We start from the raw sequence: 23,487 nt of genomic DNA, 5'->3' as shown, positions 1-23,487 counted from the left end.
GCGGTCATCGACGCGCAGAAGCGGGCGCATGGCGGACTCCGGCAGGGCAGGAGTCGCCAACGCTAACCGCCTGGGTGCCTTTGCAGGCTCAATGATCCGTGATGAAGAGGTCCGTCGCGTGCCTGCGCGGAACTACGGCTTCGTCGACGCCAGCCGGGCCGGTGGGGCGGGGGCGAGCTGGCCCTCGACCAGCGGCACCAGTGCCGTGGTGAACCGGCGGGCATCGGTGGCCGCGATGTGCGACCACTCCGGCTGCTCGTAGCCGCGCAACTGCGGATGATCCTCGAAATGGATGCCCGGCGCGCCCGTGCGCCTGAGCAGCACGTCCCAGGTCTGTGCGCGCGGCAGCACCTTTTCCTCGAATGCATGGAACGGACCGATGCTCGGCGGGCGCACGAATACCACCTGCACGCCACGGGCGCGCAGCGTGGCGACCGCCACCACTGCGCGGCGGATCTGTTCATCGACCATGCTGCGCTGCTTGGCCGGCGTGTCCATGTTCGGCGGTGGCGGACGGTGGAACTGCTGCGCCCAGATGCGTCGGGCCAGTGCGCGGTAGCCGGCGTCGGTCTGCAGCTTGGTCCACATGTGGGTGTCGCGGTCGGCGCCCGTGTCCGCGAGCTTGCGCACGGCGATGTACGGGTGGGTACCGTCGCGCGCCGGCCAGGCCTGGCGCTTGACCACCGTGGCCAGGGCGAAATCGGGGTCGTCGAAGGCAAGCCAGGGCTCGATCAGGTGCATCGACAGCCAGTTGCCGATTTTTTGCGACGGCGTCTGCTTGTGCGTATAGGGCACCACGTCGCCGCGGTAGGCGTAGCCGGTGAAGAAGAGCAATGGCGCGACGCCGACCACCAGCCGGCCCTTGAAGTTCGGATCGGCGGCCAGGTCTTCGAGCATCGGCAGCGGCGAGGTGCCTTCCATCGCCAGCTGGATCGGCCGTTCGCCGGTCAATCGCTGCCACTGCGTCAACTGCACGTCGAACAGCACGCGCGAGGAGCCGATCAGCACGGTCTTGCCGCCTTCGCCCTGGTCGATGCGCCGCCGCTGCATGGCCCATTCGCCGTTGCTGTTGCGATAGCCCGGGGTGACGCCGAAGGCGCGCCATTGCCACTCCCATGCGCCGGTGAGCAGCAATGCGAGCACCGCCGCACCGATCCAGATCCAGCGCCACGGCTGCACGGGAATGTCTCGCACGGGCACCGGTTGCGCGACGCCGGGACGATCGGCTGCCGTCAGCCGCACGAAGCCGGCGCGCAGCGGTTGCGCGCTGGACGTTTCGTCAGAACTGGAAATAGATGAAGGCATTGCCTGTGCCCTGTGCGATCACGATGGCGAACACCATCACGCCCAGCCCGGTCGACAACGCCACGGCGGGTGCGCGCTGCAGCATGGATTCGAGCGTGTGCCTGCGCATCAGCCAGTGCGCGAATACGAGCCCGCCGACGATCAGTGCCGTAGTCACCAGCGACACCATCGGCAGGATCGGCGTGGCGGCCCCGTTGCCGCCGGCCATGCCCCGCAGCACGTCCCACGCCTTGCCGAAGCTGTGCGCGCGGAAGAACACCCAGGTCACGTTGATCAACACGTAGGTGAGCAGGCCAAGGGCCAGCAGCATGCCCGGCCCGGGCCGGTAGCCGGCGAAGTGCGTGCGCAGCGCACGCTCGCCCGACAGGTACAGGCCGTGCAGGCCGCCCCACACGACGAAGGTCCAGCTCGCGCCGTGCCAGAGACCCCCCAACAGCATGGTCGCCATCAGAGCCAGGTAGGTGCGCGCCGCGCCGTGGCGGTTGCCTCCCAGCGGGATATAGAGGTAGTCGCGCAGCCAGGACGACAGGGTGATGTGCCAGCGCCGCCAGAAGTCCGAGAAGCCGATCGCCGCGTACGGGAAGCGGAAGTTGTCCGGCATGGCGAAGCCCAGGCACATCGCCGCGCCGATCGCGGTAGTGGAGTAGCCGGCGAAGTCGCAGAAGATCTGGCCGCTGAAGGCCAGCGTGCCGATCCAGGCATCCAGCGTGCCGGGCGCCTGGTCGGTGTCGTAGATCGCCTCGGCTACGCCCGCCAGGAAGCTGTCGGCGAGCACGATCTTCTGGAACAACCCCAGCGTCATCAACACCAGCCCGAAGCGCAGCTGGTCGGCGCTGGCCTTGTGCGGTTGCTCGAACTGCGGCACCAGCTCGGTCGGGCGCATGATCGGCCCGGCGACCAGGTGCGGGAAGAATGTCACGAACAGGGCGTAGTCCAGGAACCGGTTGGCCGGCACGGCGCGGTGCAGGTACACGTCCAGCGTGTAGGACAGCGTGGCGAAGGTGTAAAAGGAAATGCCCACCGGCAGCACGATGTCCCAGGTCGGCGGCACGTAGTGAACGCCAATCGCCGCCATCGCCGCGCTGAAGTTCTCCAGCAGGAAATGGCCGTACTTGAAGTAGCCGAGCATCCCCAGGTTGGCCACTACCGACAGCAGCATCCAGGCCCGGCGCACCAGCGGCCGCTGTGCGCGCACCAGTTGCTGGGCTGCAAACCAGTCGACCACCGTGGAGATCCAGAGCAGGATGACGAACGGCGGGTTCCACGCGGCGTAGAACAGATAACTGGCGACCAGCAGATTGATCTTCTTGGTCGTCCAGCGGAAGGGTATGGCGTGCAGCGCCAGGACCACGGCGAAGAACGCGATGAAGGCGAGCGAGTTGAATACCATCGCATTGGGCCCGGGGCGCAGCAGCCGGCGTGGTCTAGCATCAGGCGGTGCCCGATGCAAGCGCCGGTGCGTTACGGCCGCGCGAGACCGGCCTAGCGTGGCGCGGCGCACGGTCCGGGCATTGCGGCGGGCTCAACCGTGTTAGCCGCGCTAGTATCCCGAGGCCGGCCGCGTTGCCGTCGATTCCGCGGAGAAAACCCCATGAAGCGCCTGCTCATCGGTGTATTTGCCGTCGTGATTGCGCTTGTCGTGCTCGGCGCCGCCGCGCTGCTGCTGGTGGACGCCAACCACTTCCGCCCGCAGATCCAGGCCTCGTTGGGCAAGGCGCTGGGTCGCGAGGTGAGCATCGGCAAGCTGCACTTGGCGTTGTGGACTGGCTCGCTCGAGGCGAACGAGATCCGCATCGGTGATGACCCGGCGTTCGGCAAGCAGCCATTTGTCAGCGCGCGTTCGCTGGACCTGGGCGTGGAGCTGTGGCCGCTGTTGATCCACCGCGAGCTGCACGTCACCTCGCTGACGCTCGAGCAGCCGGTGGTGCGCCTGCTGCAAAACCGCAAGGGCGACTGGAACTTCGCGGGACTCGGCGGCGGTCCGGCGCCGTCCGAAGGCGCCGGAGCCAGCGCTCCGGCCGGACTCACGGTCGACCGGCTGCGCATCGACGATGGCCGCATCGAACTCACGCGCATGGCCGGCGACCGCAAGGTGTACGACCACGTGCACCTGGGTGCGGATCACGTCGGCACGCAGGCGGCCTTCCCGTTCGAACTGAAAGCCGACGTTGCCGGCGGCGGCACCCTGGCGCTGGACGGCAGGCTCGGTCCTTGGCAGTCCGGCAACGCCGTGTCGACCCCGGTCGACGCGCATCTGGTCATGCGTGATCTGGACCTCATCGGTGCCGGCCTGATGGCGCGCGGCAGCGGCGTGGGCGGCGTGCTCGACCTGGACACGCACATCGCTTCCGCCAAGGGCGTGCTGCGCTCGAAGGGACGCATCGATGCACGCAAGCTGCAACTGGTCGCGTCCGGCTCGCCTTCGCCGCAACCGCTGCGCATCGACTACCAGGCCAACTACCGGCTGGCTGCCGGTACCGGCCAGATCGCCAACACCACGCTGCACGCGGGCGCGGCGCGCCTGTCCATCGGCGGCAGCTTCGACAATCGCCCCGCGGTGATGCGCATGGACCTGAAGGTGAAGGGCCAGCGCCAGCCGATCGATGACCTGCAGCCGCTGTTGCCGGTGTTCGGCGTGATCCTGCCGAAGGATTCGCGACTGGCCGGCGGCACCGCCAGCATGGACCTCGGCGTGCGCGGGCCGCTCGATGCGCTGGTCATCCACGGACCGGTCTCGCTCGACGGCACGCGGCTGGCCGGCTACAGCCTCGGCGACAAGCTCGGTGGCGCACTGGCGCTGGCCGGCATCAGCGCGCCGAAGGACACCGTGATCCGCCATGCCGAGGCCATGCTGACCATCTCGCCCAAGGGCATCGACGCCGACCCGGCCAAGGCGCAGATCGCCCAGCTCGGTAGCTTCACCGGCAAGGGCCGCATGGCCGCCGACGGCGCGCTCGATTTCCGCATGCTGGTCAAGCTCGACCAGGGCGTAACCGGCGCGGGACAGGCGGGCCAGGGCCTTGCCGGCCTGCTGGGCGGATCGAAAGCCGGCGGCGCGCTCGGCGGCCTGATCAAGGGCATGAGCACCAACGGCGTAGGCGTGCGTGTGGGTGGCACGGCCAGCGCACCCAGCTTCAAGCTCGATCCCAAGGCGGCGGTCGGCCTGCTGGAGGCCGGCGCGCGCGGCAAGGGCACGCAGCCGGCGGCGACGCAGCCCGCCAGCACCGAGGACGCGCTCAACAACCTGCTGCAGAACGCGCTCAAGCCCAAGCAGCCGACCTCGGGGCATTGAGCATGAGCGACCGGGAGAGCGCCGATTTCATCGTGGTCGGCGCCGGCCCGGCCGGCTGCGCGGTCGCCGCGCGGCTGGCCGATGCACCCGGTCGGCCCACGGTATTCCTGGTCGAGACCGGACCGGCCACGCCTTCATGGCTGAGCCGCGTGCCGATGGGCATCGCCGCGCTCGTGCCTTTTCGTAGCCGGCACAACTACGCCTACGAGACGGTGCCGCAGGCGCACCTGGACGGACGTCGCGGTTACGTGCCGCGCGGGCGCGGAGTCGGCGGCAGCAGCCTGATCAACGCGATGATCTGCACCCGCGGCCAGCCCGAGGATTACGACGGCTGGGCCGCGCTCGGCTGTGCCGGATGGGCCTGGGACGACGTGCTGCCGGTGTTCCGCGACATCGAGGACAACCAGCGCGGCGCCGATGCGTGGCACGGCGTCGGCGGGCCGCTGCCGGTGAGCGACCTTCGCTCGCCCAGCCCGATGAGCCGTGCGTTCGTGGAGGCGGCGGTGCAGTGCGGTTACCCGCGCAACGACGACTTCAACGGCCCGCGCCAGGAGGGCGTTGGCCTATACCAGGTGTACCAGCGCGACGGCCGCCGGATCGACGCCGGACGTGCATACCTCGGCGACGGCAAGGCGCGGCCGAACCTGCGCGTGCTGGCCGGGCGGCCGGTGCAGCGCATCCTGTTCGAGGGGCATCGCGCGCGCGGGGTGCTCGTCGGAGGGAGGCGACTGCTTGCGCGGCGCGAGGTGATCCTCTGCGGCGGCGCGATCGGCTCGCCGCAGTTGCTGATGCTTTCCGGCATCGGGCCGGGAGCGCACCTTCGCGAGCTCGGCATCCCGGTGCTGCAGGACGCGCCCGACGTGGGCGGCCGTCTGCAGGACCACATCGACTACACCGCCAACCTGCGTGTTCGCGCCGAAGGCCTGTTCGGGATGAACCCAACGACTCTTGCACGGATGGTCGCCAGTGGCGGCGCCTACCGCCGGCGGGGCGAGGGCATGCTGACCAGCAACGCGGCCGAGGCCGGGGGGTTCATCCGCAGCCGGCCCGAGGTCACGCGACCGGACCTGCAGCTGCATTTCTGCATCGGCATGGTCGACGACCACAACCGCCGCATGCACCTGTCCACTGGCATGGCGCTGCATGTCTGCGTGTTGCGACCGTCGAGCCGGGGACGCGTGCGCCTGGCGCGTGCGGATGTGGCGGCCGCACCGCTGATCGATCCGGATTTTCTCTCGGCGCCGCAAGACACGGAGCTGCTGGTCGAGGGGGCGCGCATCGTCCGGCGCATCCTGGCGGCGCCGGCGCTGGCGGCGTTCGGCGGGCGGCTGTTGTACGGCACCGGCAGCGAGGATGACGAGGGCCTGCGCGCGCTGATCCGCGCACACGCCGATACCATCTATCACCCGGTGGGCACCTGCCGCATGGGCGCCGATGAGGGGGCGGTGGTCGATCCGCAGCTGCGCGTGCGCGGCATCCAAGGGCTGCGCGTCGCCGACGCCTCGATCATGCCCACGTTGATCAGTGGCAACACCGAAGCCCCCTCGGCGATGATCGGCGAGATGGCCGCGCGGTTCGTGCTGGCCGATAACCCATAGCAGACCGGGCGCCCCGGCGCGATCTCCTGTAGGAGCGCCCTCGGCGCGACCGCCATTTGGACGCCGAGACGGCCATCACCCGAGTTACCGCATCGGCTTGCGCACGTGCCCCGCGGTCGCGCGCCCAAGGGCGGTCCTACAGTGGGCGCGGTTCCTCATTCCCCTGATGGCATGTGCCCTCCGCGGGCCAGGCCGCGAGCTAGGAAGGTTGGCAGGGAGGGCAGCTCATGGGCCGGTCCGGCCGATGCGGAATGCCGACGCCAGCCGCGGTACCGGCACGTCCGCTTCAGGCCCCGGAAACGCGTGGGTAGCGCCAAGCCACGAGGCAGGCTTGTGCGGCCGCCATCAGGTCGATACGGTCGCACTTCCACCTTCTCCGGAACTGCCATGACCGTCCAGGTTCGCCAGGCTACCGTCCATGACCTCGACACGCTGGCGCCGTTGTTCGACGGCTACCGGCAGTTCTACGGCAAGCCGTCCGACCTCGAAGGCGCACGCGCCTTCCTCGGCGCGCGCTTCGCGCACCATCAATCGGTGATCCTGCTGGCGCTGGACGCCGAGGGCGCCGGGCTGGGCTTTACCCAGCTCTATCCGCTGTTTTCCTCGGTGCGGATGGTGCGGACCTATCTGCTCAACGACATGTTCGTGGCGGCCCGGGCGCGCCGGCAGGGCGTGGCGGCAGCATTGCTGCGGGAAGCGGCGGCGCATGCGCGTGCACTGGGCGCGGCCAGCCTGTCCTTGTCGACCGCGCTCGACAATGCGCCCGCGCAGGCGCTGTACGAATCGCTGGGCTGGGAGCGCGATCGCCAGTTCTGCGAGTACACGCTCACGCTTTAGCCGGCGGCGCCGCCACGACGGCCGCGCGGCGGACCTGGTTGCGTCCCCCGCGCTTGGCCGCGAACAGTGCCTCGTCGGCGGCGCGCAGCAGTTTTTCGCTGGCCAGCATGGTGCCCGCGGCCATCACGGCCACGCCGGCGCTGATCGTGACCGCGCCGTGGGCCGAGTTGATGTGGCGAACCTGCAGCGCTTCCACGCGCAGCCGCAACCGTTGCACGACCGCTTCGGCGCGGTCGATGTCCAGGTCGCTCAGAAGGATCACGAACTCCTCGCCGCCGTAGCGCGCCGCCACCACGCCCGGCTGCATGCCGGCCTCCTGGCGCAGCGTGTGGGCGACCAGCGACAGGCAGTCGTCCCCGGCGAGGTGACCGTAGGTGTCGTTGAAGGACTTGAAGTTGTCCACGTCCACCACGGCGATCCCGAACGCCCGCCGCGCACGCACCGCTTCCTGCCACGAGCGTCGAAGTACCTGCCGGAAACCGGCGCGGTTGAGCAGGCCGGTCAGCTCGTCGCGGACGCTCTTGTGGTGCAGGTTGCGGCGCAGGCTGCGCAGTTCGTCCTCCACCGCCTGGTGGTAACCCAGCAGCACGGTGGTCCGCACGCCGTAGGCGGCGACGGCCAGGATCAGCGCGCCCATCGCCAGCGGCCGGTCCGCGCCGAGCTGGGCGAAGCCGAGCAGGCACAGCGCCAGACTCAGCATCAACGGGGCGATGCTGGCCGCCACCTGGCGGGTGCGCGGCGTCGGCCGGTAGCCGCGCAGCCACACCGTTCGGCGGCGGCTGAGCAGTAGCCCCAGCATCACGAAGGGCCATCCCAGCAGCCACTCCGGCAGCCACGATTCGCTTGCCAGAATGAAGCGGCTGTGGATCGCCGGCAGGATCGCATCTACCCAGGCGAAGGCGGCCAGCACGAAATGGAAGCGCCGTTCGTCCGCGCGCCGCGTGGCGACGAAGCGAAGCGTGGCGAACAGCGCCACGAACAACCCCATGCCGTCGAACATCCACATGACGTAACGGCCCGTGGCCTGCGCCGGCTGGCCGGCGGCGAGCAATCGGACCAACATCAGGTAGAACAGCGCCACGATGGCGCACGCCAGCACGCCGTCGATGGCGGTCGTCCACCGACGCACCGGGGTCAGCGGGTTGTAGGCCGCCGCGGCGATCAGCCAGAAGCTTCCAAGGCAGAAGTAGAACGTGGGATCGAACGCCACCAGCGTGCCCTGGGGGTGATGCAGGGCATCGACCAGCAACAGTGCGAAGGCGGCCAATTGCGCCAGCAGCGCGCCGAGCAGCAGACCCCACAGTGGCGTGTTGTGGTTGACGCTCAGGTGCAGCCGGCGCCAGCACAGGATCACGGTGAACGCCAGAATCGCCAGCACGAACGCGTAGCTGGACGCCAGGATCCAGCGCTCGCCGACGAACAACAGCACGCCGAGATGGCCGAGCAGGAGCGGCGCGTAGATCCTGGGCGTCCAGCTCTGAAGTTTCACGAAGCCCTCGGTGGTAGCCGCGCTGCCGGGGAGCAGGGAGGCCCGATTGTGGAAGCGGGCGGGGTCGCCGCACAACGCTGCCACGGTCGCAGTGCCGACTGTGTCGCGGTAAGCGCAGGAGCGGATGCCGTTATGCTGGTTTCTTCGCCTCGTCCCGACACGCCATGCTTTATCTCGCCTCGCAATCCCCCCGCCGCCGCGAGCTGCTGCAGCAACTCAGCGTTGCCTACACCACGCTGGACGTGGACGTACCCGAGATACGCGCGAGGGACGAGTCGCCGGAGCAGTACGTCGGCCGGGTCGCCCGCGACAAGGCGAAGGCCGGGCTTGCCCTGGTGGCGAATGTCGCGGGCGCGCTGGTGGTCGGTTCGGATACCGAGGTCGTGCTGGAGGGCGAGGTGTTCGGCAAGCCGTCGGACGCGGCGCAGGCTGCCGCGATGTTGCGTCGCTTATCGGGCCGGACCCACGCGGTGATCTCGGCGGTATGGGGCGTGGATGCGCAGCAGGCGCGCCGCGAGCTCTGCATCTCGAAGGTGCGTTTCGCACCGCTGGACGAGGCGGCCATCGCCACGTATGTCGCCACGGGGGAGCCGTTCGGCAAGGCGGGCGGCTACGCGATCCAGGGGCGCGGTGCCGCGCTGGTGGAACATCTGGAGGGGAGCTACTCCGGAGTGATGGGGTTGCCGCTGTTCGAGACGGCGCGCCTGTTGCGTGGCTTCGGCGTCTTGCCGGGCTGATCCCGCTCCTCTCCGGCCACGGTTTGTCGCTGTTGGGACCGCGCGGCGCGGTCGCTGATCTCCTTGAGTGGAAAGATTGGCGCGGAGGTGGGGATTTCCCTCGCCCGACCCATCCGAGCCTCCATCCAAAAGCGGCGGACGGTTCTGGCTGCCTTCGATCCTTCGGGCGCGCGTTCGATGACAGAGGGCGCCTGGGGCGCGTGGCATTCCCGTTATGCCCGCCTTCGCCAGGCTACGGCTGGACCACCAGGTATTCGCCCCGGCCCCCGCTGCGGTGCGGCCGGGTACCTATCCTTACGCACAGCGACTGGCTGTCCGGGCAACGTACGAGTGCACCCGAGCGCACGGCCTCCAGCACATCATCACCGAGAGCGGCGCTGTGCATGTTGCGCCAGGCCAGGTAGCCGCTGCCGCCTGCCGCAAGCACCGATCCCACCAGCAGGGCGAGCAGACCCCTGCGGACCAGTGACTGCTGCGCCTGGGTGAGCAGCTTGCGTTGTTCGGCCAGCGCGTCTGCCGCCCATTTCGCCGCTTCGGCGGCGTGGCGCAACTGCGCGTCCAGCGGGGCCAGCGCCTGGCGGGTGGCGCCGGCAATGCTGTCGCGCGCCTGCGCGCCGATGGTTTCCAACGCCTTGCGGGAAAAATCCTCGCCGCCTTCCGTCCAGCGTTGCGCGCTGCGATCGAGCGCCGTAGCGCTGGTATCGATGCGCTGCAGGGCACCGCGGCTGCGCGTGTCGAGCTGCTCTGCGATGACCGCGAGCTTGACCAGCAGTTGTTTCACGTCGTCGATAGTGCCGCCGTCCATGGCATCTCCTCGGGTTGGGTCAGCGCTGCATGCCGGCCGTCATCGCCGGCTCCGCCGCCTGTCCCTGATAGGCGAGCGCTGGATCCGGGACCTGCATCGCCTGGCTGTATTGCTGGATCTCGCGCCACCAGGCGGTCCCTTGCGGTGATTGCAGATAATCGCTCGCCACGGCGTCCATCGCGCCAGCGTCCCGTTTGAGGGCGGCCTGGTAGAGCCGCTCGACCATCGCGTCGACCGGATCCGCAGCGACGGCCTTGGCAGGCTCCCCCGCGGTTTCCGGGGCAGCGCCCGGCACGGGACTGATCGCCACGGCGCGAAAATCGAACTCGCCGCTCAGGGCCTCGTTGCGGGGTTCGGCGTTGTAGGGATCGCCCATCACGCGATGACCGTGGTGATGGTGACGAGGTGCTTCCAGAGTGTTGTACCCCTCCGGCTTGAGCCGGTCGATCTTGTCCCACACCCGGTAAAGCCACAGGCCCTCGGTCGAGCGGTGCACGACGTTGAGGCGGGGGTCGATCGGCTCGGGCGACTTTTCGAGGAACGGACGGTCGCTCAGCGCATTGAGGTAATCGACCATCAGGTTGCCGCTGCGGATGGACAGGCCATTGCGCAGGTAGCCTCCACCGACGTCCGAGTGCGCGCCCGGCACCAGGACGCCGAGAAAGCGCCCGTCGGGCGTCAGGCCCGGATCGATGATGTGGTCGGACTTGAACAGGCCGCGGTGTTCGTCCTTGGAAAAGATCTGCACGCCCGAGATCACCGACGGCGGCAACCGCCGGTCGTAGTCGTTCACCGGAGCCCCCGTGCCCACCGCGTCGAACAACCCGACGACCTGGGCCACCTTGCCTGGCTCGACCAAGGGCGGTTTGGTGTATTCGACGTGGGTGATGTTGCCGTGGGAGTCGTAGGTGTAGACGGCCCCGCTCGGGTTCTGGATGCCTCGTTCCTGTACGAGGCGGGCGAAGCTCGCGGTTTCTTCTGCGCCACGGCTGAAGCCAACGTCAGCTACGCGAATTTCGGCCTTAGGATCTTCCTGAAGCCACTGCCATGCGCGCCAGATGAACTGTTGGTACATGGCCTCGACGCGCGCCTCATGGGTGTAGCCGATAGCGCCGTCGAGAATGCGCGATGTCCAACGGTCCTGCGTGCCTGGGCCGGGCAAATAGCCGCTCGAAACTCGGCCTTGGCTGCCGCGCTCCAAAGCTCTGATCTGCCTATCTATCTCCGCCACGTTAGTTGCGTGTTCGGGATCTTTAAACTTGTCGTTTCCAGTGCCGTCAAATGCTGCTACATATAGATGCTCATGGACGTTGACTTCATGAAGCAGTACCGGCGCCTTGAAACGGGATAGTTTTTGGCTTGCATCCCGATACAGCTGCATGTCGCTGTCACAAGGAACGTAGAAGGTCACATTTTCTTTTGGCCCGCCATCGGCGTCCAAAATTTGCTCGTCGCCCATCCTTGGCCTCTGATCGGTTGTTTAGAACGTGCGTGACCAAACCAAGATCAGATCCGTTCTCGCGTCGCTGTACTTGTTTCCCGGGATCTGCTGTGCCTTAGTTGGAATGAAGGCTCTCATGAAGACGCTCACAGTCCGGTCATTGACCTCAAGATAGATGCTTGGCTCGAGAGCTGGCCCAGGCTGCGGGAAGGCGCCGTCCGCAATCTCGTCGTTTGGGACCGAATAGCGGACTAGTTCGTCTTTGAAGATAAAGCCGATATCGACCACGGTTTCATGAAGGGTTCCATCCAGCGATTTCCAGCGGACTTGGGCCGGTGGCGGAAAGTTTTGTATTGCCAAGTAACCGGCCGGGCTCCATTTCTTTCGATAGTCGGGGGAGGGCGGTGGTGACGCGACCACTTCCCCTGAATAAAGTCGAGTGAAATTGTTGTTGGCGTAAATCACTTCGCATCCGACGGTGTTGTAGCAATAGGCGGCGAAATCGTGCCGTTTGAACGTCAACGGGAAACGATTGGATCCCAAGTGCTTGATCGAGGTATCGGAAGGAAGTGCCATGGCAGATAGACATCCTGTCAGTGCGATAAGAATCAGCAAGGCGCGGAAGGCAAGGCGGGCGTGTCGCATGATCGGGCGTCCTGCTCGATGCGGGAAAGGGAAGGTCGAATCTAGGCGATGCCGGCGCGAGACCGCAATGGACGATCCCCTACAAGCGGGACGGGGATCGCCGATTCCCTAGTGGATGCCCGAGGACGCCACGAACCAGGCGACCACCGCCAGCAGGTTGTTCACGCCATGCGCGACCACCGCGGGCCATAACGAGCCCGATCGCAGCCGCAGCCAGGCCAGCGCCGCGGCCAGCAGGGCCAAGTTGGGAACGGCGTACCAGAGGAAGCCCAGGTCCGGCAGGTGCACGCAGGCGAACAGCAGGGAGCTGATCGCGATCGCCCAGCCGGCATGCATCCGCCGCAACAGCGCCGAGAGCAGGGCGCCGCGGAAGAGCAGTTCCTCGACCAGCGGGCCGAGGCTGACCACCACCAGCGCCAGCGGCAGGCGCAGCAACAGCGAGGCGGCGCCGCCGATCTGCTTGACGTCCTGGGTGACCTGGTGGCCGTGCGCCACCCAGCGGGTCAGCCAGCCACCGGCGATCGGCAGGGCGAGGCCTAGCAGCACCGCCGCCAGGTAGAACAGCGGACGACCCGGGCGCGTCAGGCCAAGGCCGGGCGGCGCGCCATGCGACCAGGCCGCGGGCCAAAGCCTTCGCACCAGCACGATGGTCACGCTGGCAGCCAGCAGCAGCGTCAGGATCACCATCAACGCATTGGTATCCGGCTGAGCCAGCACCGCCTTGATGCGCGCGGCCATGCCGGCCGCCGGCGCGCCGGAGACGCCCAGCGCGAAACCCAGTCCGACCCCGACCAGGCCGCTGGCGAGGAACTGCAGCGCGAAATAGAGAACGATCATGCCGATCGCGCTGCCCAGGTGAGGCAATCGCGCATCGTGCAGCGAGGGGTGGAGCGGGCGGGAGGGCATCGGCCGGAAACAACCTGCGGGAAATGGACGGACGGACGCGGCCCGGTCGCCCACGCTAGCCGTGGGGCGGGGCACGGCGCAATCCTGCGGACCGTTCAACCGGCCAGCAACGCGCGACCCAGGCCGCTCAACGCCATGAGCAGCGTCGCCGCCCATGCGGCCATGCCGAGTACGAAGCCGCCGCCACGCCTGGCTGCCTCCTGCAGGTAGGCCAGCGCGTACCAGGTCCGCGCGGCCAGCCAGACTAGGCCAGCGACTCCCGCCCAGAATGCGAAGCCGTAGTGCGCAGCCAGCCACAGCGTGGGCAGGAACAGCAGCGCGGCCTCGAGCGTGTTCATCTGCACGCGGAACGCCCGCTCGAAGGCTGGGTGGCCGCTAGTCGCCGGCGCGTGGACCTGGTAACGGCCGCGTGCACGGCCCACCGCGAAGGCGGTGCCGAACATCAGCAGGACGGCGAGCAGGGTGACCAGGGCGGGCAGGTTTTCTTTCATGGAGGGCTGCGCAGTTGAACGGTGGCCTACTGTAGCGGCAACGTCCACGCGCGGGAGACGTGCCGGCGGGTAGTGTACCCTGACCGCGCTGCGGCGCATGGCGAGGCGGACGGCATGGACTGGCAGAAGGGCGAGCGTAGCCGGAACGTGGAAGTCGACAGCGGGCGGGGTGGCGGCGGTGGTTTCGGCTTCGGTGGCGGCCGCGGGATGGGCATCGGCGGCCTGATCGTGCTGGCCATCCTGGGCTGGGTGTTCTTCAAGGACCCGACGGCGCTGCTCGATCAAGGCGGTCAGGCCGGCCCGGCCACGAGCCAGGTCAGCGAGCCGGCCCAGGTCGACCCGCAGCAACGCGACTTCGTCAGCGCGATCCTGGGGTCGACCGAGAAGACCTGGGGCGACATCTTTGCCGCCAACGGGCGCCAGTACGTGGATCCGACACTGGACCTGTTCAGCGGCGGCGTGCGCACCGCCTGTGGCCTGGCTTCCACCGCGGTGGGTCCGTTCTACTGCCCGGGTGATCAGAAGGTCTACCTCGATCTGTCGTTTTTCCGGGAACTGCAGGATCGCTTTGGCGCGGCCGGCGACTTCGCACGCGCATACGTGATCGCGCACGAGGTCGGCCACCATGTCCAGAAGCTGCTGGGCGTGTTCGATCAAGTGCAACAGGCGCGCGAACGGGGCGCGCCGATGGAGGGCGCCAACGGTCTTTCGGTGCGCCAGGAGCTGCAGGCCGACTGCTTTGCGGGGGTGTGGGCCAACCGCAGCGAACAGCGGTTGCACTGGCTGCAGGCAGGGGATGTCGAGGAGGCGTTGAACGCCGCCAGCAAGATCGGCGACGACACCTTGCAGCGCGAGACCCAGGGGACGGTGGTGCCCGACTCGTTCACCCACGGCACTTCGGCGCAGCGGGTGAAGTGGTTCAAGGCGGGACTGGAGAGCGGGCAGGTCTCCCGTTGCGACACGTTCTCCGGAGATATCTGATTCGGGTTGCCGCGGCATGTCGGCCCTCTGACTTCGGCTCTTTCGGCATCTGGGGAACGGTTCGGAATTGCGGTTCACCCTGATCGTAGAAGTCGAAGGGCCTCCCCGCCGAAACCCAACCCGCGCTAAACGGCTGCCGGCAAAGCGTTTTTTGCCGGCATCCGCATCTTTCGCCGGACCTCGCCACGCCCTAGAATCCGCGCGCTGCGCGCCAGGGGGTGCGCCTTCCCGTTCGGTCCATGGCCCATCCCTGCCTGAGTTGCGGCGCCTGCTGCGCCTTCTTCCGCATCGCTTTCCACTGGTCCGAAACCGATCCCTTCCTGGGCGGCACGGTGCCGGTCGAACTCACCGAAAAGCTGGATCCGCACCGCGTCGTGATGCGGGGTACGCAGTCCAAACAGCCGCGCTGCGTGGCGCTGAAGGGAACCATCGGCGAGGCGGCCTATTGCGGCATCCATCCGATCAAGCCGTCGGTGTGCCGGGAGGTCGAGCCATCGTGGGAGTTCGGCCGGCACAGCCTGCAGTGCGACAAGGGCCGCATCGCCCACGGCCTGCGCCCGCTGACGCCGGAAGACTGGCTGGATTCCGGTGGCGACAGCGCGCCGCCGTTGCCGCAGAGCGCCTGAAGGCCTCAGCGCAGCGGCGCACCCTCGCGGTACTCGCGCACGAACTGCCGCAGTTCCGCCTCGTTGAGGTCCGACACGGCCACGTACCGCATACCGCCGCCGCTCCACTCGATGGCCGTGTAGCCGTGCTGGCGATACGGCTGCGGGTCGGCAGCGGCCTCGCCCGGCCACTGGAAAACGTTGATGACGTGCAGGTGCCGCCGGTAGACCAGGGCCGCGACCGTGCGTCCGCCGACCACGTCCAGGCGGCCGCCCGCCAGCGGGAAGCCCTGGCCGGCCAGGTCCTTCACTTCGGGCGAGAAATCCAGGCGGCCCTCGAACCATGGCTTGACCGTATGCCGGTCGGTGGATGCCACGTCCATCAGATGCTGTGGCTGCAGGGAACGCAGGTGGCCGGAAACGGCCTGCGCGACCAGGGCGTCGTCCGCCGTGCCGGGAGCGCGCAGGCTGCCGATCCAGGCAGGGCTGGTGAGCAGCAGCGCGCCGGCAAAGCCCGCGGCCAGTGCAAACGCGAGCGGGCCCCGTCGCGGCCTGGCCGTGGTCGAGGCCGGTGCGGCGACAGGAGCAGTCGCTCGCCACCGTGCGCGCAGCGCATCCGGCGCGCGACGGTACAGGGCCGGCTGCGCCAGTGCCGTGCGCAGCTGGGCGTGGTCCGCATAACGGGCGGCGCAGGCGTTGCAGGCACCCAGGTGTGCCAGCAACGACGCGCTTTGCGCCGCGTCCAGTTCGTCGTCCAGGTAGGCATGCAGCAGCAGCCGGGTTTCATCGCACGTCATGGCGGCCTGCCTCCGTCGAGGGTGGGGAGAGGTCGGCGCGGAGCCGTTCGCGCGCCCGCGCCAGCCGGGACATCACGGTGCCGATCTTCTGTCCGGTGACCGCCGCGATCTCCTTGTAGGAACACTCCTCCAGTTCGCGCAGCACGATCACCTCGCGCAGCGGTGGCGGCAGGCGTTCGAGCGCCTGCTGCAGCGACCCGATGTCCACCGCCAGCAGAGTGCGTGCCTCCGGCGAAGGTCCCTCGTCGGGCAGCGCCAGGACCTCGTCGTCCAGACTCTCGCGCTGGCTTTCGGGTGCGTGCCTGGCATGCAGCGTGTAGCAGGTGTTGCGCACGATCGCGAGCAGCCAGACGCGCGCGTCGCCGCCGCGAAAGCTGCCGAAATAACGCAACGCGCGCAGCAGCGATTCCTGCACGACGTCCTGGGCGTCGGCGTCGTTGCGCACCAGCCAGCGGGCCAGGTTGTACGCCGCGTCGAACCACGGCAATACCACGGCTTCGAAGCGCGCCATGGTGACGGCATCGGTGGGCGCGGCGGCGAACGAATCGGCGGACATAAGGTAGTTACCTCGCTCGCGGCGACTTTATTCCCGTCGCGCGAGGGCCGGAATAGGCGGCCTGTCCACGCGGTAACGCAGGAAGGAACGCGCGGATTGCCCTCGCGTCCTGCGCGCGCCATCCGGCATGCGCTCCACCGGAGCCCCCGACATGAATGACCCCCGCGACGACGCGCCGATCGACCGGCGCCATTTCCTCAAGTGCATGGCCTGGGCCGGTACCGGCACCCTGTGGCTGATGAAGGGCGGCGTGCTGCAGGCGCGCACGCTCGACGCCGGCGCCCGGCCGGATCCGGATGCCAGCTTCAGTTTCGTCCAGGTCAGCGACTCCCACATCGGCTTCCACAAGGCGCCCAACCCCGACGTGGTGGGCTCGCTGCGCGCCTCGCTGGCGCTGGTCGATGCGCAGCCGCGGCGGCCGGATTTCCTGATCCATACCGGCGATCTCACCCACCTGTCCCGCCCCGAGGAGTTCGAGACGCTGGCCGGCGTGATGGGCGAGCGCCGTGCGCGCCAGGTGTTCTACGCGCCGGGCGAGCACGACGTGATCGGCGACAACGGCGCGGAGTTCTTCCGCCGTTTCGGCCAGCACCAGCAGCCCGGTGGCTGGTACAGCTTCGACCATCGGGGCGTGCACTTCGTCGGCCTGGTCAACGTGCTCAACCTGAAGGCGGGCGGGCTCGGGTACCTGGGACCTGACCAGCTGGCCTGGCTGAAGAAGGATCTGGCGCCGCTGTCAGCGGAGACACCGGTGGTCGTGTTCGCGCACATGCCGATGTGGCCGCTGTACCCGCAGTGGGGCTGGGGCACCGACGACAGTGCGCAGGCGATGGGCTACCTGCGCCGGTTCGGCTCGGTCAGCGTGCTCAACGGGCACATCCACCAGATCCAGCAGAAGGTCGAGGGCACGATCACGTTCCACACCGCGCGCTCCACGGCGTACCCGCAGCCGCCGCCCGGCGTGGGAGCGGGGCCCGGCCCATTGAAGGACGTGCCGCCCGGCCGGTTGCACAGCTACATCGGTGTGCGCGAGGTGCGGCACGTGCGCGGGCGCCAGGCGCTTGCCGTTACCGAGGAGGTGTTGCCGTGAGCGGTCGGTGGCCTCTGCTCGGTGCGTTCGCCGTCGCCCTGGCGTCGGGCTTTCTGCCGGCGTCCGCCGGTGCAACGCAGTCGACGACCGTGAAAGTGGAGATACGAAATTTCGCGTTCGGCCCGAAAGCGCTCACCATCCACGCGGGCACGCGCGTGGTGTGGACCAACCTGGACGAGGAACCGCACACCGTCACCAGCGCAGGCGGAGCGTTCAAATCCTCCGCGGCGCTGGACACGGACGACAGCTACGCGGTCACCTTCGCCAGGGCCGGCACCTACACCTACTACTGCGCCATCCATCCGATGATGGTCGGCACGGTGGTGGTGCAGTAGCGCCTCAGCCGAAGCGGTAGATGTCCATCGCCAGGATGCCGTAGTCGATACCGGCCTCGATGCGCTGCGCGCGCGGTTGCGCGCCCGCGGCGCCGAGTGCCACGAACAGCGGCAGCAGGTGTTCGTCGGTCGGATGGGCGCGCTGGGCGAAGGGCGCCTGGCGGCGGTAATCGAGCAGTGCATCGACGTCGCCGGCGGCCAGGCGCTCTTCCACCCAGGCGATGAACGGGCGCACGTACGGCGCCTCGCGCTCCGCGCCGTAGCCCATGCGCAGGTCGCCCAGGTTGTGGGTAATGCTGCCCGAGCCGATCACCAGCACGCCTTCGTCGCGCAACGATGCCAGTGCGCGGCCGACCGCAAGGTGGTGGGCCGGATCGCGTCCGGGCTGGATCGAGATCGGCACGACCGGTATGTCGGCGGCGGGATAGAGCAGGCGCAATGGCACCCAGGCGCCGTGGTCCAGCCCATGTTGCGGGTCGAGGCGGGCGTCAAGGCCGGCCTGCGAGAGCATCTCCAGGACCCGATCGGCCAGTGCCGGGGCGCCCGGAGCGGGGTAGTGGATCTGATAGAGCTCGGCGGGAAAGCCGAAGAAGTCGTGCACCGTTTCGGGCTGCGCCGCGCCACCCACCTGAGGGCCGTCGCTCAGCCAGTGGGCGGTAGCGATCACGATCGCCTGCGGGCGCGGCAGCTCGGCGGCCAATTCGGCCAGGCGCTCGCGCACCGGCCCCGGCTGCAGCGCGGTCATCGGCGAGCCGTGGGAGATGTAGAGGCTGGGCAGGGTGGTCATGTTCCCGGAACCTTTTGGGCCCATTCGCGGGCGATGTCCTTCGGATAATCGGGGCGAAACCTGCGCCCGCAAGCGGCCGTTACGCCAGCGGTCGGCCCAACCCCAGGCGCAGCGGATCGAGCAGGCGGCCATAGTGCCCGGCGCGTGCGGTGTCGCGGTTGAGCGGCTGGCGGACCTGCGCGGCGCTGGGCGTGCGGATGGCGCGCATGGCGCGGTGGAAGTCCAGGCATGCCGCGTCGAACGGCAGGCCGCAGAAGTCGAGCAAGGCGCGGATCTCGCCCTCCGGATCGGCCAGCAACGCCTCGTAGCGCTGGGTGCGGATGCGCTCCGGCGCCGTGGCCTGCCACCGATCCAGCGCCGCCTCGTAGTCCCGCACGTAAGCGGCGATGTCGGTCAACGTGCACGCGAAGTGCGGCAACCGGTAGAACTGCTGCTTGAAGCACGACCAGCCGGCCTCCAGCGCGTCGCGTCGCACGTCGACGATGCGTGCGCCCGGCAGCATCGCGCCGAGCACGCCGGCGTAAAGCCAGTTCTCCGGCAGCTTGTCGGTGAAGCGAGGACGCTGCCGGCGCCATCGTGCGGTGCGCTCGAGGTAGCGCTGGCCCAAGCGCTGCCAGTCCTGTGCCGTGGCGGATGGTACCCACCGCGGAAACGGCTGGCCGCGGCGGCTGGACTCTTCCACCAACACCTCGCCCAGGTCCGGCAGTTCGCTGGCGCCCTCCACCATCGGGTGCGCGGCGAGGATCTGTTCGAAAAGCGTGGAGCCCGAGCGCGGCAGGCCGACGATGAAGATCGCCTCTTTGCCCTGCACCGAGTCGACCGGCGCCGGCAGCTTCGCGCCGGCGGCGACCACCGATTCCACGAACGCATGGAAACCGCCGGCCTGCCACGGGGCCAGTCGACGCTGGCGCGCGTTGGCGTCGCCCAGGGCGGCGAACGCCTCCTCGTATCGACCCTGGTCTTCGTTGGCCTTGCCGAGTGCAAAACCCATGGCGATGCGATCGGGTTCGGCCACGTCGGTGCGTTCGAGCATTGCGGCGAGCCGGGCCCGGTCGTCGTCCGAAAGCGGCTGCGTCTTGATGTTGGCGAGCCCTCGCCAGGCATCCCCGCAGGAAGGGTGCAGCGCGAGCGCCGCCCGGTAGCGCTGGTCGGCTTCCCCGAAACGGCCCAGGTGCACGAGCGCATCGCCAAGCAGCACGTGGGCGGGGAGCAGAGTCGCCTCCAGCGAGCAGGCGCGCTCCAGCGCCTCCACCGCCGGCTCGGTGTAGCCCAGCACCTGCAGGTTACGGCCCAGGTTGAACCAGCCCATCGGATAGTCAGGCGCCAGTGCGCAGACCTGCCGCCAGTGCGCGAGCGCCGCCTCGACGTCGCCGGCCGCCTGCTCGGCGTTGCCAAGGTCGGTGAGCGCCAGGGGATCGTCCGGCCACTGCCGCAGCACCGCGCCAAGCACCTCGCGCGCGGCGTCGTATTGCCGGGCACGGGTATGCAGGATGCCGAGCATGCGCAGGGCCTCGGGATGTTCCGGTGCGCCCGCCAGCACGGCGCCGAGCATCTGTTGCGCGGGCGCCAGCGCGCCATCGCGGATCGCCCGCGCCGCCGCCTCGAGCTGCTGGCGCTGCCCCGGCGACAGGCCGGCAACACGCGTGGCCATGTCGGTCGGACGCTCGGGACGGGGCCAGGAAGCAGACATCGGGAATCTCGCCGGGTGGAAGGGCGATGGTACCCGGCTAGCTTCGCTTGCTGCGCAAGCGCTCGATGCGTAAGGGGTGGCGGGCTCGGTAAGCAAACCCACCTTTCCCTAAGCCACTCACCCTGAGCGCAGGCCGCAGGCCGGAGTCGAAGGGCCCGCCAGCTGGCTGCTCAGGCGGACGAGAGGTCCGCCCGAAGCTTCATTTGTGCCGCGGCGGCTTCCCACCCGGGCGGGGCTTGAATCCGCCCGGCCGTGGCCGGCGCGGTGGCGTGGCGCCGGCCGGCTCTTCCGTGCCGTCCCATTCGCTGATGCGCAGCTGCTGCTGGCTTACCCAGACCTTCTTGAGGTGATCGAACACCTCCTTGGGCATGCCGTCGGGCAGGTCGATCAGGCTGTAGTCGCCGCGGATGCTGACGCGGCCGATGAATCCGCTTTCCAGGCCGGCTTCATTGGCAATGGCACCGACGATGTTGCCGGGCTTGACGCCATGTTCGTGGCCGACCTCGATGCGATAGGTGCGCTTGCCCGGCTCCGGTGCGCTGTGCGGGCGCGGCGGGCGGCTGTCGAAGTTCCGCGGCGGGGCGCCTTCGCGGGCCTCGCGCGGCTTGCGCTCGTGCGGCGGGCGGCGTTCGCCATCGCGCTCGCGCGCTTCATGCGGCGCCGGCTCGCGGCGCTCGTACTCGCGCTTGGGTGGCGGCGCCAGCAGCAGCGGGCGGTCGCCCTGTGCGATCCGCGCCAGCGCGGCGGCGATCTCGAGCGCCGGCACGTTGTGCTCCTGCTCGTACTGCTCGATCAACTGCTGGAACTGGCCCAGTTCGCCCTGCGCCATGGTGTCGGTGATGCGCTGCTTGAAGCGGGCGATGCGCACATCGTTGACCGCCTCGACGGTGGGCAGCTTCATCTCTTCGATCGGCTGGCGCGTGGCTCGCTCGATCGCGCGCAGCATGCCCTTCTCGCGCGGCGTGACGAACAGGATCGCCTCGCCGCTGCGACCCGCGCGGCCGGTCCGGCCGATGCGGTGCACGTAGCTTTCGGTGTCGTAGGGGATGTCGTAATTGAACACGTGGCTGATGCGCTCGACGTCCAGACCGCGCGCGGCCACGTCGGTGGCGACCAGGATGTCCAGCTTGCCTTCCTTGAGCTGCTGGATCACGCGCTCGCGCTGCGGCTGGGCGATGTCGCCATTGATCGCGGCGGCGGCCAGTCCGCGGGCGGTGAGCTTCTCGGCCAGTTCCTCGGTCGCCTGCTTGGTGCGCGCGAAGATGATCATCGCGTCGAACGGCTCGGCTTCCAGGATGCGGGTCAACGCATCGAGCTTGTGCATGCCCGAGACGAACCAGTAGCGCTGGCGGATGTTCGCCGCGGTGGTGGTCGAGGACTTGATGGTGACCTCGACCGGCTCCTTCAGGTGGCGCTGCGCGATCTTGCGGATCGGCGCCGGCATGGTCGCGGAGAACAGCGCGACCTGGCGCGTCGGCGGCGTCGCCTCGAGGACTTTCTCGACATCGTCGATGAAGCCCATGCGGAGCATCTCGTCGGCTTCGTCGAGCACCAGGTACTTGAGGTCGGAAAGATCCAGCGTGCCCTTGTCCAGGTGGTCGATCACGCGGCCGGGCGTGCCGACCACGATGTGCACGCCGCGGCGAAGCGCGTGCAACTGCGGGCCGTAGCTCTGGCCGCCATAGATCGGCAGCACCTGGAAGCCGGGAATGTGCGCGGCGTAGCGCTGGAACGCTTCGGCCACCTGGATGGCCAATTCGCGCGTGGGCGCCAGCACCAGCGCCTGCGGCTTGCCGGGCCTGGCCTCGATGCGCGAGAGGATCGGCAGCGCGAACGCGGCGGTCTTGCCGGTGCCGGTCTGCGCCTGCCCGAGCACGTCGCGGCCTTCGAGCAGCGGCGGGATCGTGGCGGCCTGGATCGGGGAGGGCGACTCGTAGCCGACGTCGGCGAGCGCCTGCTGGATTTCGGGACGCAGCGCGAGCGCGGCAAAACCGGCCGGCGCCGGGTCGTGGTCGGCCGGCGTGGGACCTGGAACGGGGGATGACATGGGAACCTCGGATATGGGCAGCGGCGAGCAAGGGCGGCGCCGCGCAGCGCGGCATTCTAGCAGCCTCGCCGCAGTGGCGTCGGCGTCGGGTACACGTGGCGTGGGCGGGCCGTGGTTATGATCGGGCGCTTGTGTGGTTGGAGAGCGAAGCGATGACAATGGTCGAAACGCTGTCGGAGCAGCGTTGCCACGGCGGCGTGCAGGGTTTCTACCGGCACGTGTCCGAGGCGTGTGGCCCGATGCGGTTCGCGGTCTTCCTGCCGCCGCAGGCGGAGCGCCAGGCCTGTCCGGTGCTGTATTTCCTCGCCGGGCTGACCTGCACCGAAGAGACCGCCACCATCAAGGCCGGCGCGCAGCGGTTCGCGGCCGAGCTGGGCCTGGCGTTGGTAATGCCCGACACCAGCCCGCGCGATACCGGTTTTGCCGGCGCCACGGGCGACTGGGAGTTCGGCGAAGGTGCGGGGTTCTACCTCGATGCCACCCAGGCGCCATGGGCGTCGCGCTTTGCCATGCGGAACTACATTGTCGACGAACTGCCTGCGCTCCTTGCGAAGCGGTTTCCTCTGGACGTCGCCCGCGCGGGCGTGTGCGGCCATTCGATGGGCGGCCATGGCGCGCTCACCCTGGCCTTGGCATACCCGCAGCGTTACCGTTCGGTGTCGGCCTTCGCGCCCATCGTGGCGCCATCCCGGGTGCCATGGGGACAGAAGGCGTTCGCCCGGTACCTGGGCGACGACCGGCAGTCCTGGTCCGACTACGACGCCTGCGCGCTGGTGGAACGACGAACCTTTCCCGGCACGATCCTGATCGACCAAGGCGAGGCCGACCGCTTTCTCGCCGAGCAGTTGCGTCCGGAGCTGTTCGAGAAGGCATGCGCCGCGGCCGGGCAGTCACTGGTCCTGCGCCGGCAGCCGGGCTATGACCACAGCTACTGGTTCATCAGCACGTTCATCGAGGATCACCTGCGCCATCACGCACAAGCGCTGGTGTAGCAGTCGGTCCCGGTGCGCCTGTCGGAGCCTTCCCCCGCCTTGCGGTTGAAGGCTCGAAGCG

Annotated in this window: 22 protein-coding genes; 9 read left to right on the top strand and 13 right to left on the bottom strand. The window is 68.8% G+C overall.

The genetic code is table 11. From position 1 onward, the window contains the following. Window positions 1-132 precede the first annotated feature (132 nt). Together LQ772_RS11140 and LQ772_RS11135 are read right to left on the bottom strand one after the other, a co-directional pair. Entirely contained in the window at window positions 133-1,305 is a 1,173-nt protein-coding gene (locus tag LQ772_RS11140) for a hypothetical protein (protein ID WP_231320866.1), read from the bottom strand. After that, window positions 1,280-2,695, bottom strand: coding sequence for an MBOAT family O-acyltransferase (locus LQ772_RS11135; protein ID WP_231320865.1), 1,416 nt, complete (start codon window positions 2,693-2,695; stop codon window positions 1,280-1,282). Before LQ772_RS11135 ends, LQ772_RS11140 begins: the two co-directional genes overlap by 26 nt. Before the next feature lie 201 nt (window positions 2,696-2,896). On the opposite strand from LQ772_RS11135, the gene LQ772_RS11130 reads away from it, so the two are divergent. The 3 genes from LQ772_RS11130 to LQ772_RS11120 all read left to right on the top strand — a co-directional run bounded on the left by LQ772_RS11130 (window position 2,897) and on the right by LQ772_RS11120 (window position 7,032). Beyond that, complete coding sequence (locus LQ772_RS11130; protein WP_231320864.1) at window positions 2,897-4,597, top strand: AsmA family protein; 1,701 nt, start codon at window positions 2,897-2,899, stop codon at window positions 4,595-4,597. A 2-nt stretch (window positions 4,598-4,599) separates the two neighbouring features. After that, the gene (locus LQ772_RS11125) at window positions 4,600-6,195 is read left to right on the top strand and encodes a GMC family oxidoreductase (RefSeq protein ID WP_231320863.1); all 1,596 of its coding nucleotides are present in this window, start codon (window positions 4,600-4,602) and stop codon (window positions 6,193-6,195) included. A gap of 387 nt (window positions 6,196-6,582) precedes the next feature. Further along, entirely contained in the window at window positions 6,583-7,032 is a 450-nt protein-coding gene (locus tag LQ772_RS11120; RefSeq protein WP_231320861.1) for a GNAT family N-acetyltransferase, read from the top strand. On the opposite strand, the gene LQ772_RS11115 is transcribed toward LQ772_RS11120, so the two are convergent. Next, window positions 7,022-8,521: a GGDEF domain-containing protein gene (locus LQ772_RS11115; protein WP_231320859.1), complete on the bottom strand. Its 1,500-nt coding sequence runs from the start codon at window positions 8,519-8,521 to the stop codon at window positions 7,022-7,024. The two genes, LQ772_RS11120 and LQ772_RS11115, sit on opposite strands and share 11 nt — an antisense overlap. Window positions 8,522-8,685: 164 nt before the next feature. Between LQ772_RS11115 and LQ772_RS11110 the strand changes: the two genes are divergently transcribed. After that, window positions 8,686-9,258: a Maf family protein gene (locus tag LQ772_RS11110; RefSeq protein WP_231320858.1), complete on the top strand. Its 573-nt coding sequence runs from the start codon at window positions 8,686-8,688 to the stop codon at window positions 9,256-9,258. A gap of 232 nt (window positions 9,259-9,490) precedes the next feature. Here LQ772_RS11110 and LQ772_RS11105 read toward each other — a convergent pair whose 3' ends face one another. From LQ772_RS11105 to LQ772_RS11085, 5 genes are all read right to left on the bottom strand, one after another. Further along, complete coding sequence (locus tag LQ772_RS11105; RefSeq protein WP_231320856.1) at window positions 9,491-10,063, bottom strand: hypothetical protein; 573 nt, start codon at window positions 10,061-10,063, stop codon at window positions 9,491-9,493. Window positions 10,064-10,082: 19 nt separating this feature from the next. After that, window positions 10,083-11,522, bottom strand: a complete 1,440-nt coding sequence (locus LQ772_RS11100) for a phospholipase effector Tle1 domain-containing protein (protein ID WP_231320854.1) — start codon at window positions 11,520-11,522, stop codon at window positions 10,083-10,085. A gap of 21 nt (window positions 11,523-11,543) precedes the next feature. Continuing rightward, window positions 11,544-12,149 carry a hypothetical protein gene (locus LQ772_RS11095; RefSeq protein WP_231320853.1) on the bottom strand — a complete coding sequence of 202 codons (606 nt, stop codon included), beginning with the start codon at window positions 12,147-12,149 and terminating at the stop codon, window positions 11,544-11,546. Window positions 12,150-12,257: 108 nt separating this feature from the next. Next, window positions 12,258-13,055 carry a CPBP family intramembrane glutamic endopeptidase gene (locus LQ772_RS11090; protein WP_231320852.1) on the bottom strand — a complete coding sequence of 266 codons (798 nt, stop codon included), beginning with the start codon at window positions 13,053-13,055 and terminating at the stop codon, window positions 12,258-12,260. A 95-nt stretch (window positions 13,056-13,150) separates the two neighbouring features. Further along, a complete protein-coding gene (locus tag LQ772_RS11085) occupies window positions 13,151-13,546 on the bottom strand; it encodes an MAPEG family protein (RefSeq protein WP_231320851.1) in 396 nt (131 codons plus the stop codon). A 114-nt stretch (window positions 13,547-13,660) separates the two neighbouring features. Between LQ772_RS11085 and ypfJ the strand changes: the two genes are divergently transcribed. Beyond that, window positions 13,661-14,527: a KPN_02809 family neutral zinc metallopeptidase gene (gene ypfJ / locus LQ772_RS11080; RefSeq protein WP_231320850.1), complete on the top strand. Its 867-nt coding sequence runs from the start codon at window positions 13,661-13,663 to the stop codon at window positions 14,525-14,527. 239 nt (window positions 14,528-14,766) lie between these two features. Beyond that, window positions 14,767-15,153: a YkgJ family cysteine cluster protein gene (locus LQ772_RS11075; RefSeq protein WP_231320849.1), complete on the top strand. Its 387-nt coding sequence runs from the start codon at window positions 14,767-14,769 to the stop codon at window positions 15,151-15,153. Window positions 15,154-15,158: 5 nt separating this feature from the next. On the opposite strand, the gene LQ772_RS11070 is transcribed toward LQ772_RS11075, so the two are convergent. Both LQ772_RS11070 and LQ772_RS11065 read right to left on the bottom strand, forming a co-directional pair. Continuing rightward, window positions 15,159-15,929 carry an anti-sigma factor family protein gene (locus tag LQ772_RS11070; RefSeq protein WP_231320848.1) on the bottom strand — a complete coding sequence of 257 codons (771 nt, stop codon included), beginning with the start codon at window positions 15,927-15,929 and terminating at the stop codon, window positions 15,159-15,161. Next, window positions 15,916-16,485, bottom strand: coding sequence for a sigma-70 family RNA polymerase sigma factor (locus LQ772_RS11065; protein WP_231320847.1), 570 nt, complete (start codon window positions 16,483-16,485; stop codon window positions 15,916-15,918). The genes LQ772_RS11070 and LQ772_RS11065 overlap by 14 nt, the downstream gene beginning before the upstream one ends. Window positions 16,486-16,636: 151 nt before the next feature. Between LQ772_RS11065 and LQ772_RS11060 the strand changes: the two genes are divergently transcribed. Together LQ772_RS11060 and LQ772_RS11055 are read left to right on the top strand one after the other, a co-directional pair. Further along, a complete protein-coding gene (locus tag LQ772_RS11060) occupies window positions 16,637-17,575 on the top strand; it encodes a metallophosphoesterase family protein (RefSeq protein WP_231320845.1) in 939 nt (312 codons plus the stop codon). Beyond that, window positions 17,572-17,910 (top strand): cupredoxin domain-containing protein, encoded by a 339-nt coding sequence (locus tag LQ772_RS11055; RefSeq protein ID WP_231320843.1) that lies wholly within the window; start codon window positions 17,572-17,574, stop codon window positions 17,908-17,910. Before LQ772_RS11060 ends, LQ772_RS11055 begins: the two co-directional genes overlap by 4 nt. Window positions 17,911-17,914: 4 nt before the next feature. Here LQ772_RS11055 and LQ772_RS11050 read toward each other — a convergent pair whose 3' ends face one another. The 3 genes from LQ772_RS11050 to LQ772_RS11040 all read right to left on the bottom strand — a co-directional run bounded on the left by LQ772_RS11050 (window position 17,915) and on the right by LQ772_RS11040 (window position 22,434). After that, window positions 17,915-18,697: a dioxygenase family protein gene (locus tag LQ772_RS11050; RefSeq protein WP_231320841.1), complete on the bottom strand. Its 783-nt coding sequence runs from the start codon at window positions 18,695-18,697 to the stop codon at window positions 17,915-17,917. 79 nt (window positions 18,698-18,776) lie between these two features. Next, a complete protein-coding gene (locus LQ772_RS11045) occupies window positions 18,777-20,387 on the bottom strand; it encodes a tetratricopeptide repeat-containing sulfotransferase family protein (RefSeq protein ID WP_231320839.1) in 1,611 nt (536 codons plus the stop codon). Between the two features lie 199 nt (window positions 20,388-20,586). Continuing rightward, window positions 20,587-22,434: a DEAD/DEAH box helicase gene (locus tag LQ772_RS11040; RefSeq protein WP_231320837.1), complete on the bottom strand. Its 1,848-nt coding sequence runs from the start codon at window positions 22,432-22,434 to the stop codon at window positions 20,587-20,589. A 152-nt stretch (window positions 22,435-22,586) separates the two neighbouring features. Between LQ772_RS11040 and fghA the strand changes: the two genes are divergently transcribed. Continuing rightward, window positions 22,587-23,426, top strand: a complete 840-nt coding sequence (gene fghA / locus LQ772_RS11035; RefSeq protein ID WP_231320835.1) for an S-formylglutathione hydrolase — start codon at window positions 22,587-22,589, stop codon at window positions 23,424-23,426. Window positions 23,427-23,487: the final 61 nt, after the last annotated feature.

It is taken from the genome of Frateuria edaphi (genome assembly GCF_021117405.1).
GTDB lineage: Bacteria > Pseudomonadota > Gammaproteobacteria > Xanthomonadales > Rhodanobacteraceae > Frateuria_A > Frateuria_A edaphi.
Note: the sequence above shows the minus strand (reverse complement) of the source record. Positions and strands in the feature narration are given on the sequence as shown.

Bases quoted from the DNA above. Each gene is read 5' to 3' on its own strand.
- LQ772_RS11140 (WP_231320866.1), bottom strand. From the start codon at position 1,305: ATGCCTTCATCTATTTCCAGTTCTGACGAAACGTCCAGCGCGCAACCG.
- LQ772_RS11135 (WP_231320865.1), bottom strand. From the start codon at position 2,695: ATGGTATTCAACTCGCTCGCCTTCATCGCGTTCTTCGCCGTGGTCCTG.
- LQ772_RS11130 (WP_231320864.1), top strand. From the start codon at position 2,897: ATGAAGCGCCTGCTCATCGGTGTATTTGCCGTCGTGATTGCGCTTGTC.
- LQ772_RS11125 (WP_231320863.1), top strand. From the start codon at position 4,600: ATGAGCGACCGGGAGAGCGCCGATTTCATCGTGGTCGGCGCCGGCCCG.
- LQ772_RS11120 (WP_231320861.1), top strand. From the start codon at position 6,583: ATGACCGTCCAGGTTCGCCAGGCTACCGTCCATGACCTCGACACGCTG.
- LQ772_RS11110 (WP_231320858.1), top strand. From the start codon at position 8,686: ATGCTTTATCTCGCCTCGCAATCCCCCCGCCGCCGCGAGCTGCTGCAG.
- LQ772_RS11105 (WP_231320856.1), bottom strand. From the start codon at position 10,063: ATGGACGGCGGCACTATCGACGACGTGAAACAACTGCTGGTCAAGCTC.
- LQ772_RS11100 (WP_231320854.1), bottom strand. From the start codon at position 11,522: ATGGGCGACGAGCAAATTTTGGACGCCGATGGCGGGCCAAAAGAAAAT.
- LQ772_RS11095 (WP_231320853.1), bottom strand. From the start codon at position 12,149: ATGCGACACGCCCGCCTTGCCTTCCGCGCCTTGCTGATTCTTATCGCA.
- LQ772_RS11090 (WP_231320852.1), bottom strand. From the start codon at position 13,055: ATGCCCTCCCGCCCGCTCCACCCCTCGCTGCACGATGCGCGATTGCCT.
- LQ772_RS11085 (WP_231320851.1), bottom strand. From the start codon at position 13,546: ATGAAAGAAAACCTGCCCGCCCTGGTCACCCTGCTCGCCGTCCTGCTG.
- ypfJ (WP_231320850.1), top strand. From the start codon at position 13,661: ATGGACTGGCAGAAGGGCGAGCGTAGCCGGAACGTGGAAGTCGACAGC.
- LQ772_RS11075 (WP_231320849.1), top strand. From the start codon at position 14,767: ATGGCCCATCCCTGCCTGAGTTGCGGCGCCTGCTGCGCCTTCTTCCGC.
- LQ772_RS11070 (WP_231320848.1), bottom strand. From the start codon at position 15,929: ATGACGTGCGATGAAACCCGGCTGCTGCTGCATGCCTACCTGGACGAC.
- LQ772_RS11065 (WP_231320847.1), bottom strand. From the start codon at position 16,485: ATGTCCGCCGATTCGTTCGCCGCCGCGCCCACCGATGCCGTCACCATG.
- LQ772_RS11060 (WP_231320845.1), top strand. From the start codon at position 16,637: ATGAATGACCCCCGCGACGACGCGCCGATCGACCGGCGCCATTTCCTC.
- LQ772_RS11050 (WP_231320841.1), bottom strand. From the start codon at position 18,697: ATGACCACCCTGCCCAGCCTCTACATCTCCCACGGCTCGCCGATGACC.
- LQ772_RS11045 (WP_231320839.1), bottom strand. From the start codon at position 20,387: ATGTCTGCTTCCTGGCCCCGTCCCGAGCGTCCGACCGACATGGCCACG.
- LQ772_RS11040 (WP_231320837.1), bottom strand. From the start codon at position 22,434: ATGTCATCCCCCGTTCCAGGTCCCACGCCGGCCGACCACGACCCGGCG.
- fghA (WP_231320835.1), top strand. From the start codon at position 22,587: ATGACAATGGTCGAAACGCTGTCGGAGCAGCGTTGCCACGGCGGCGTG.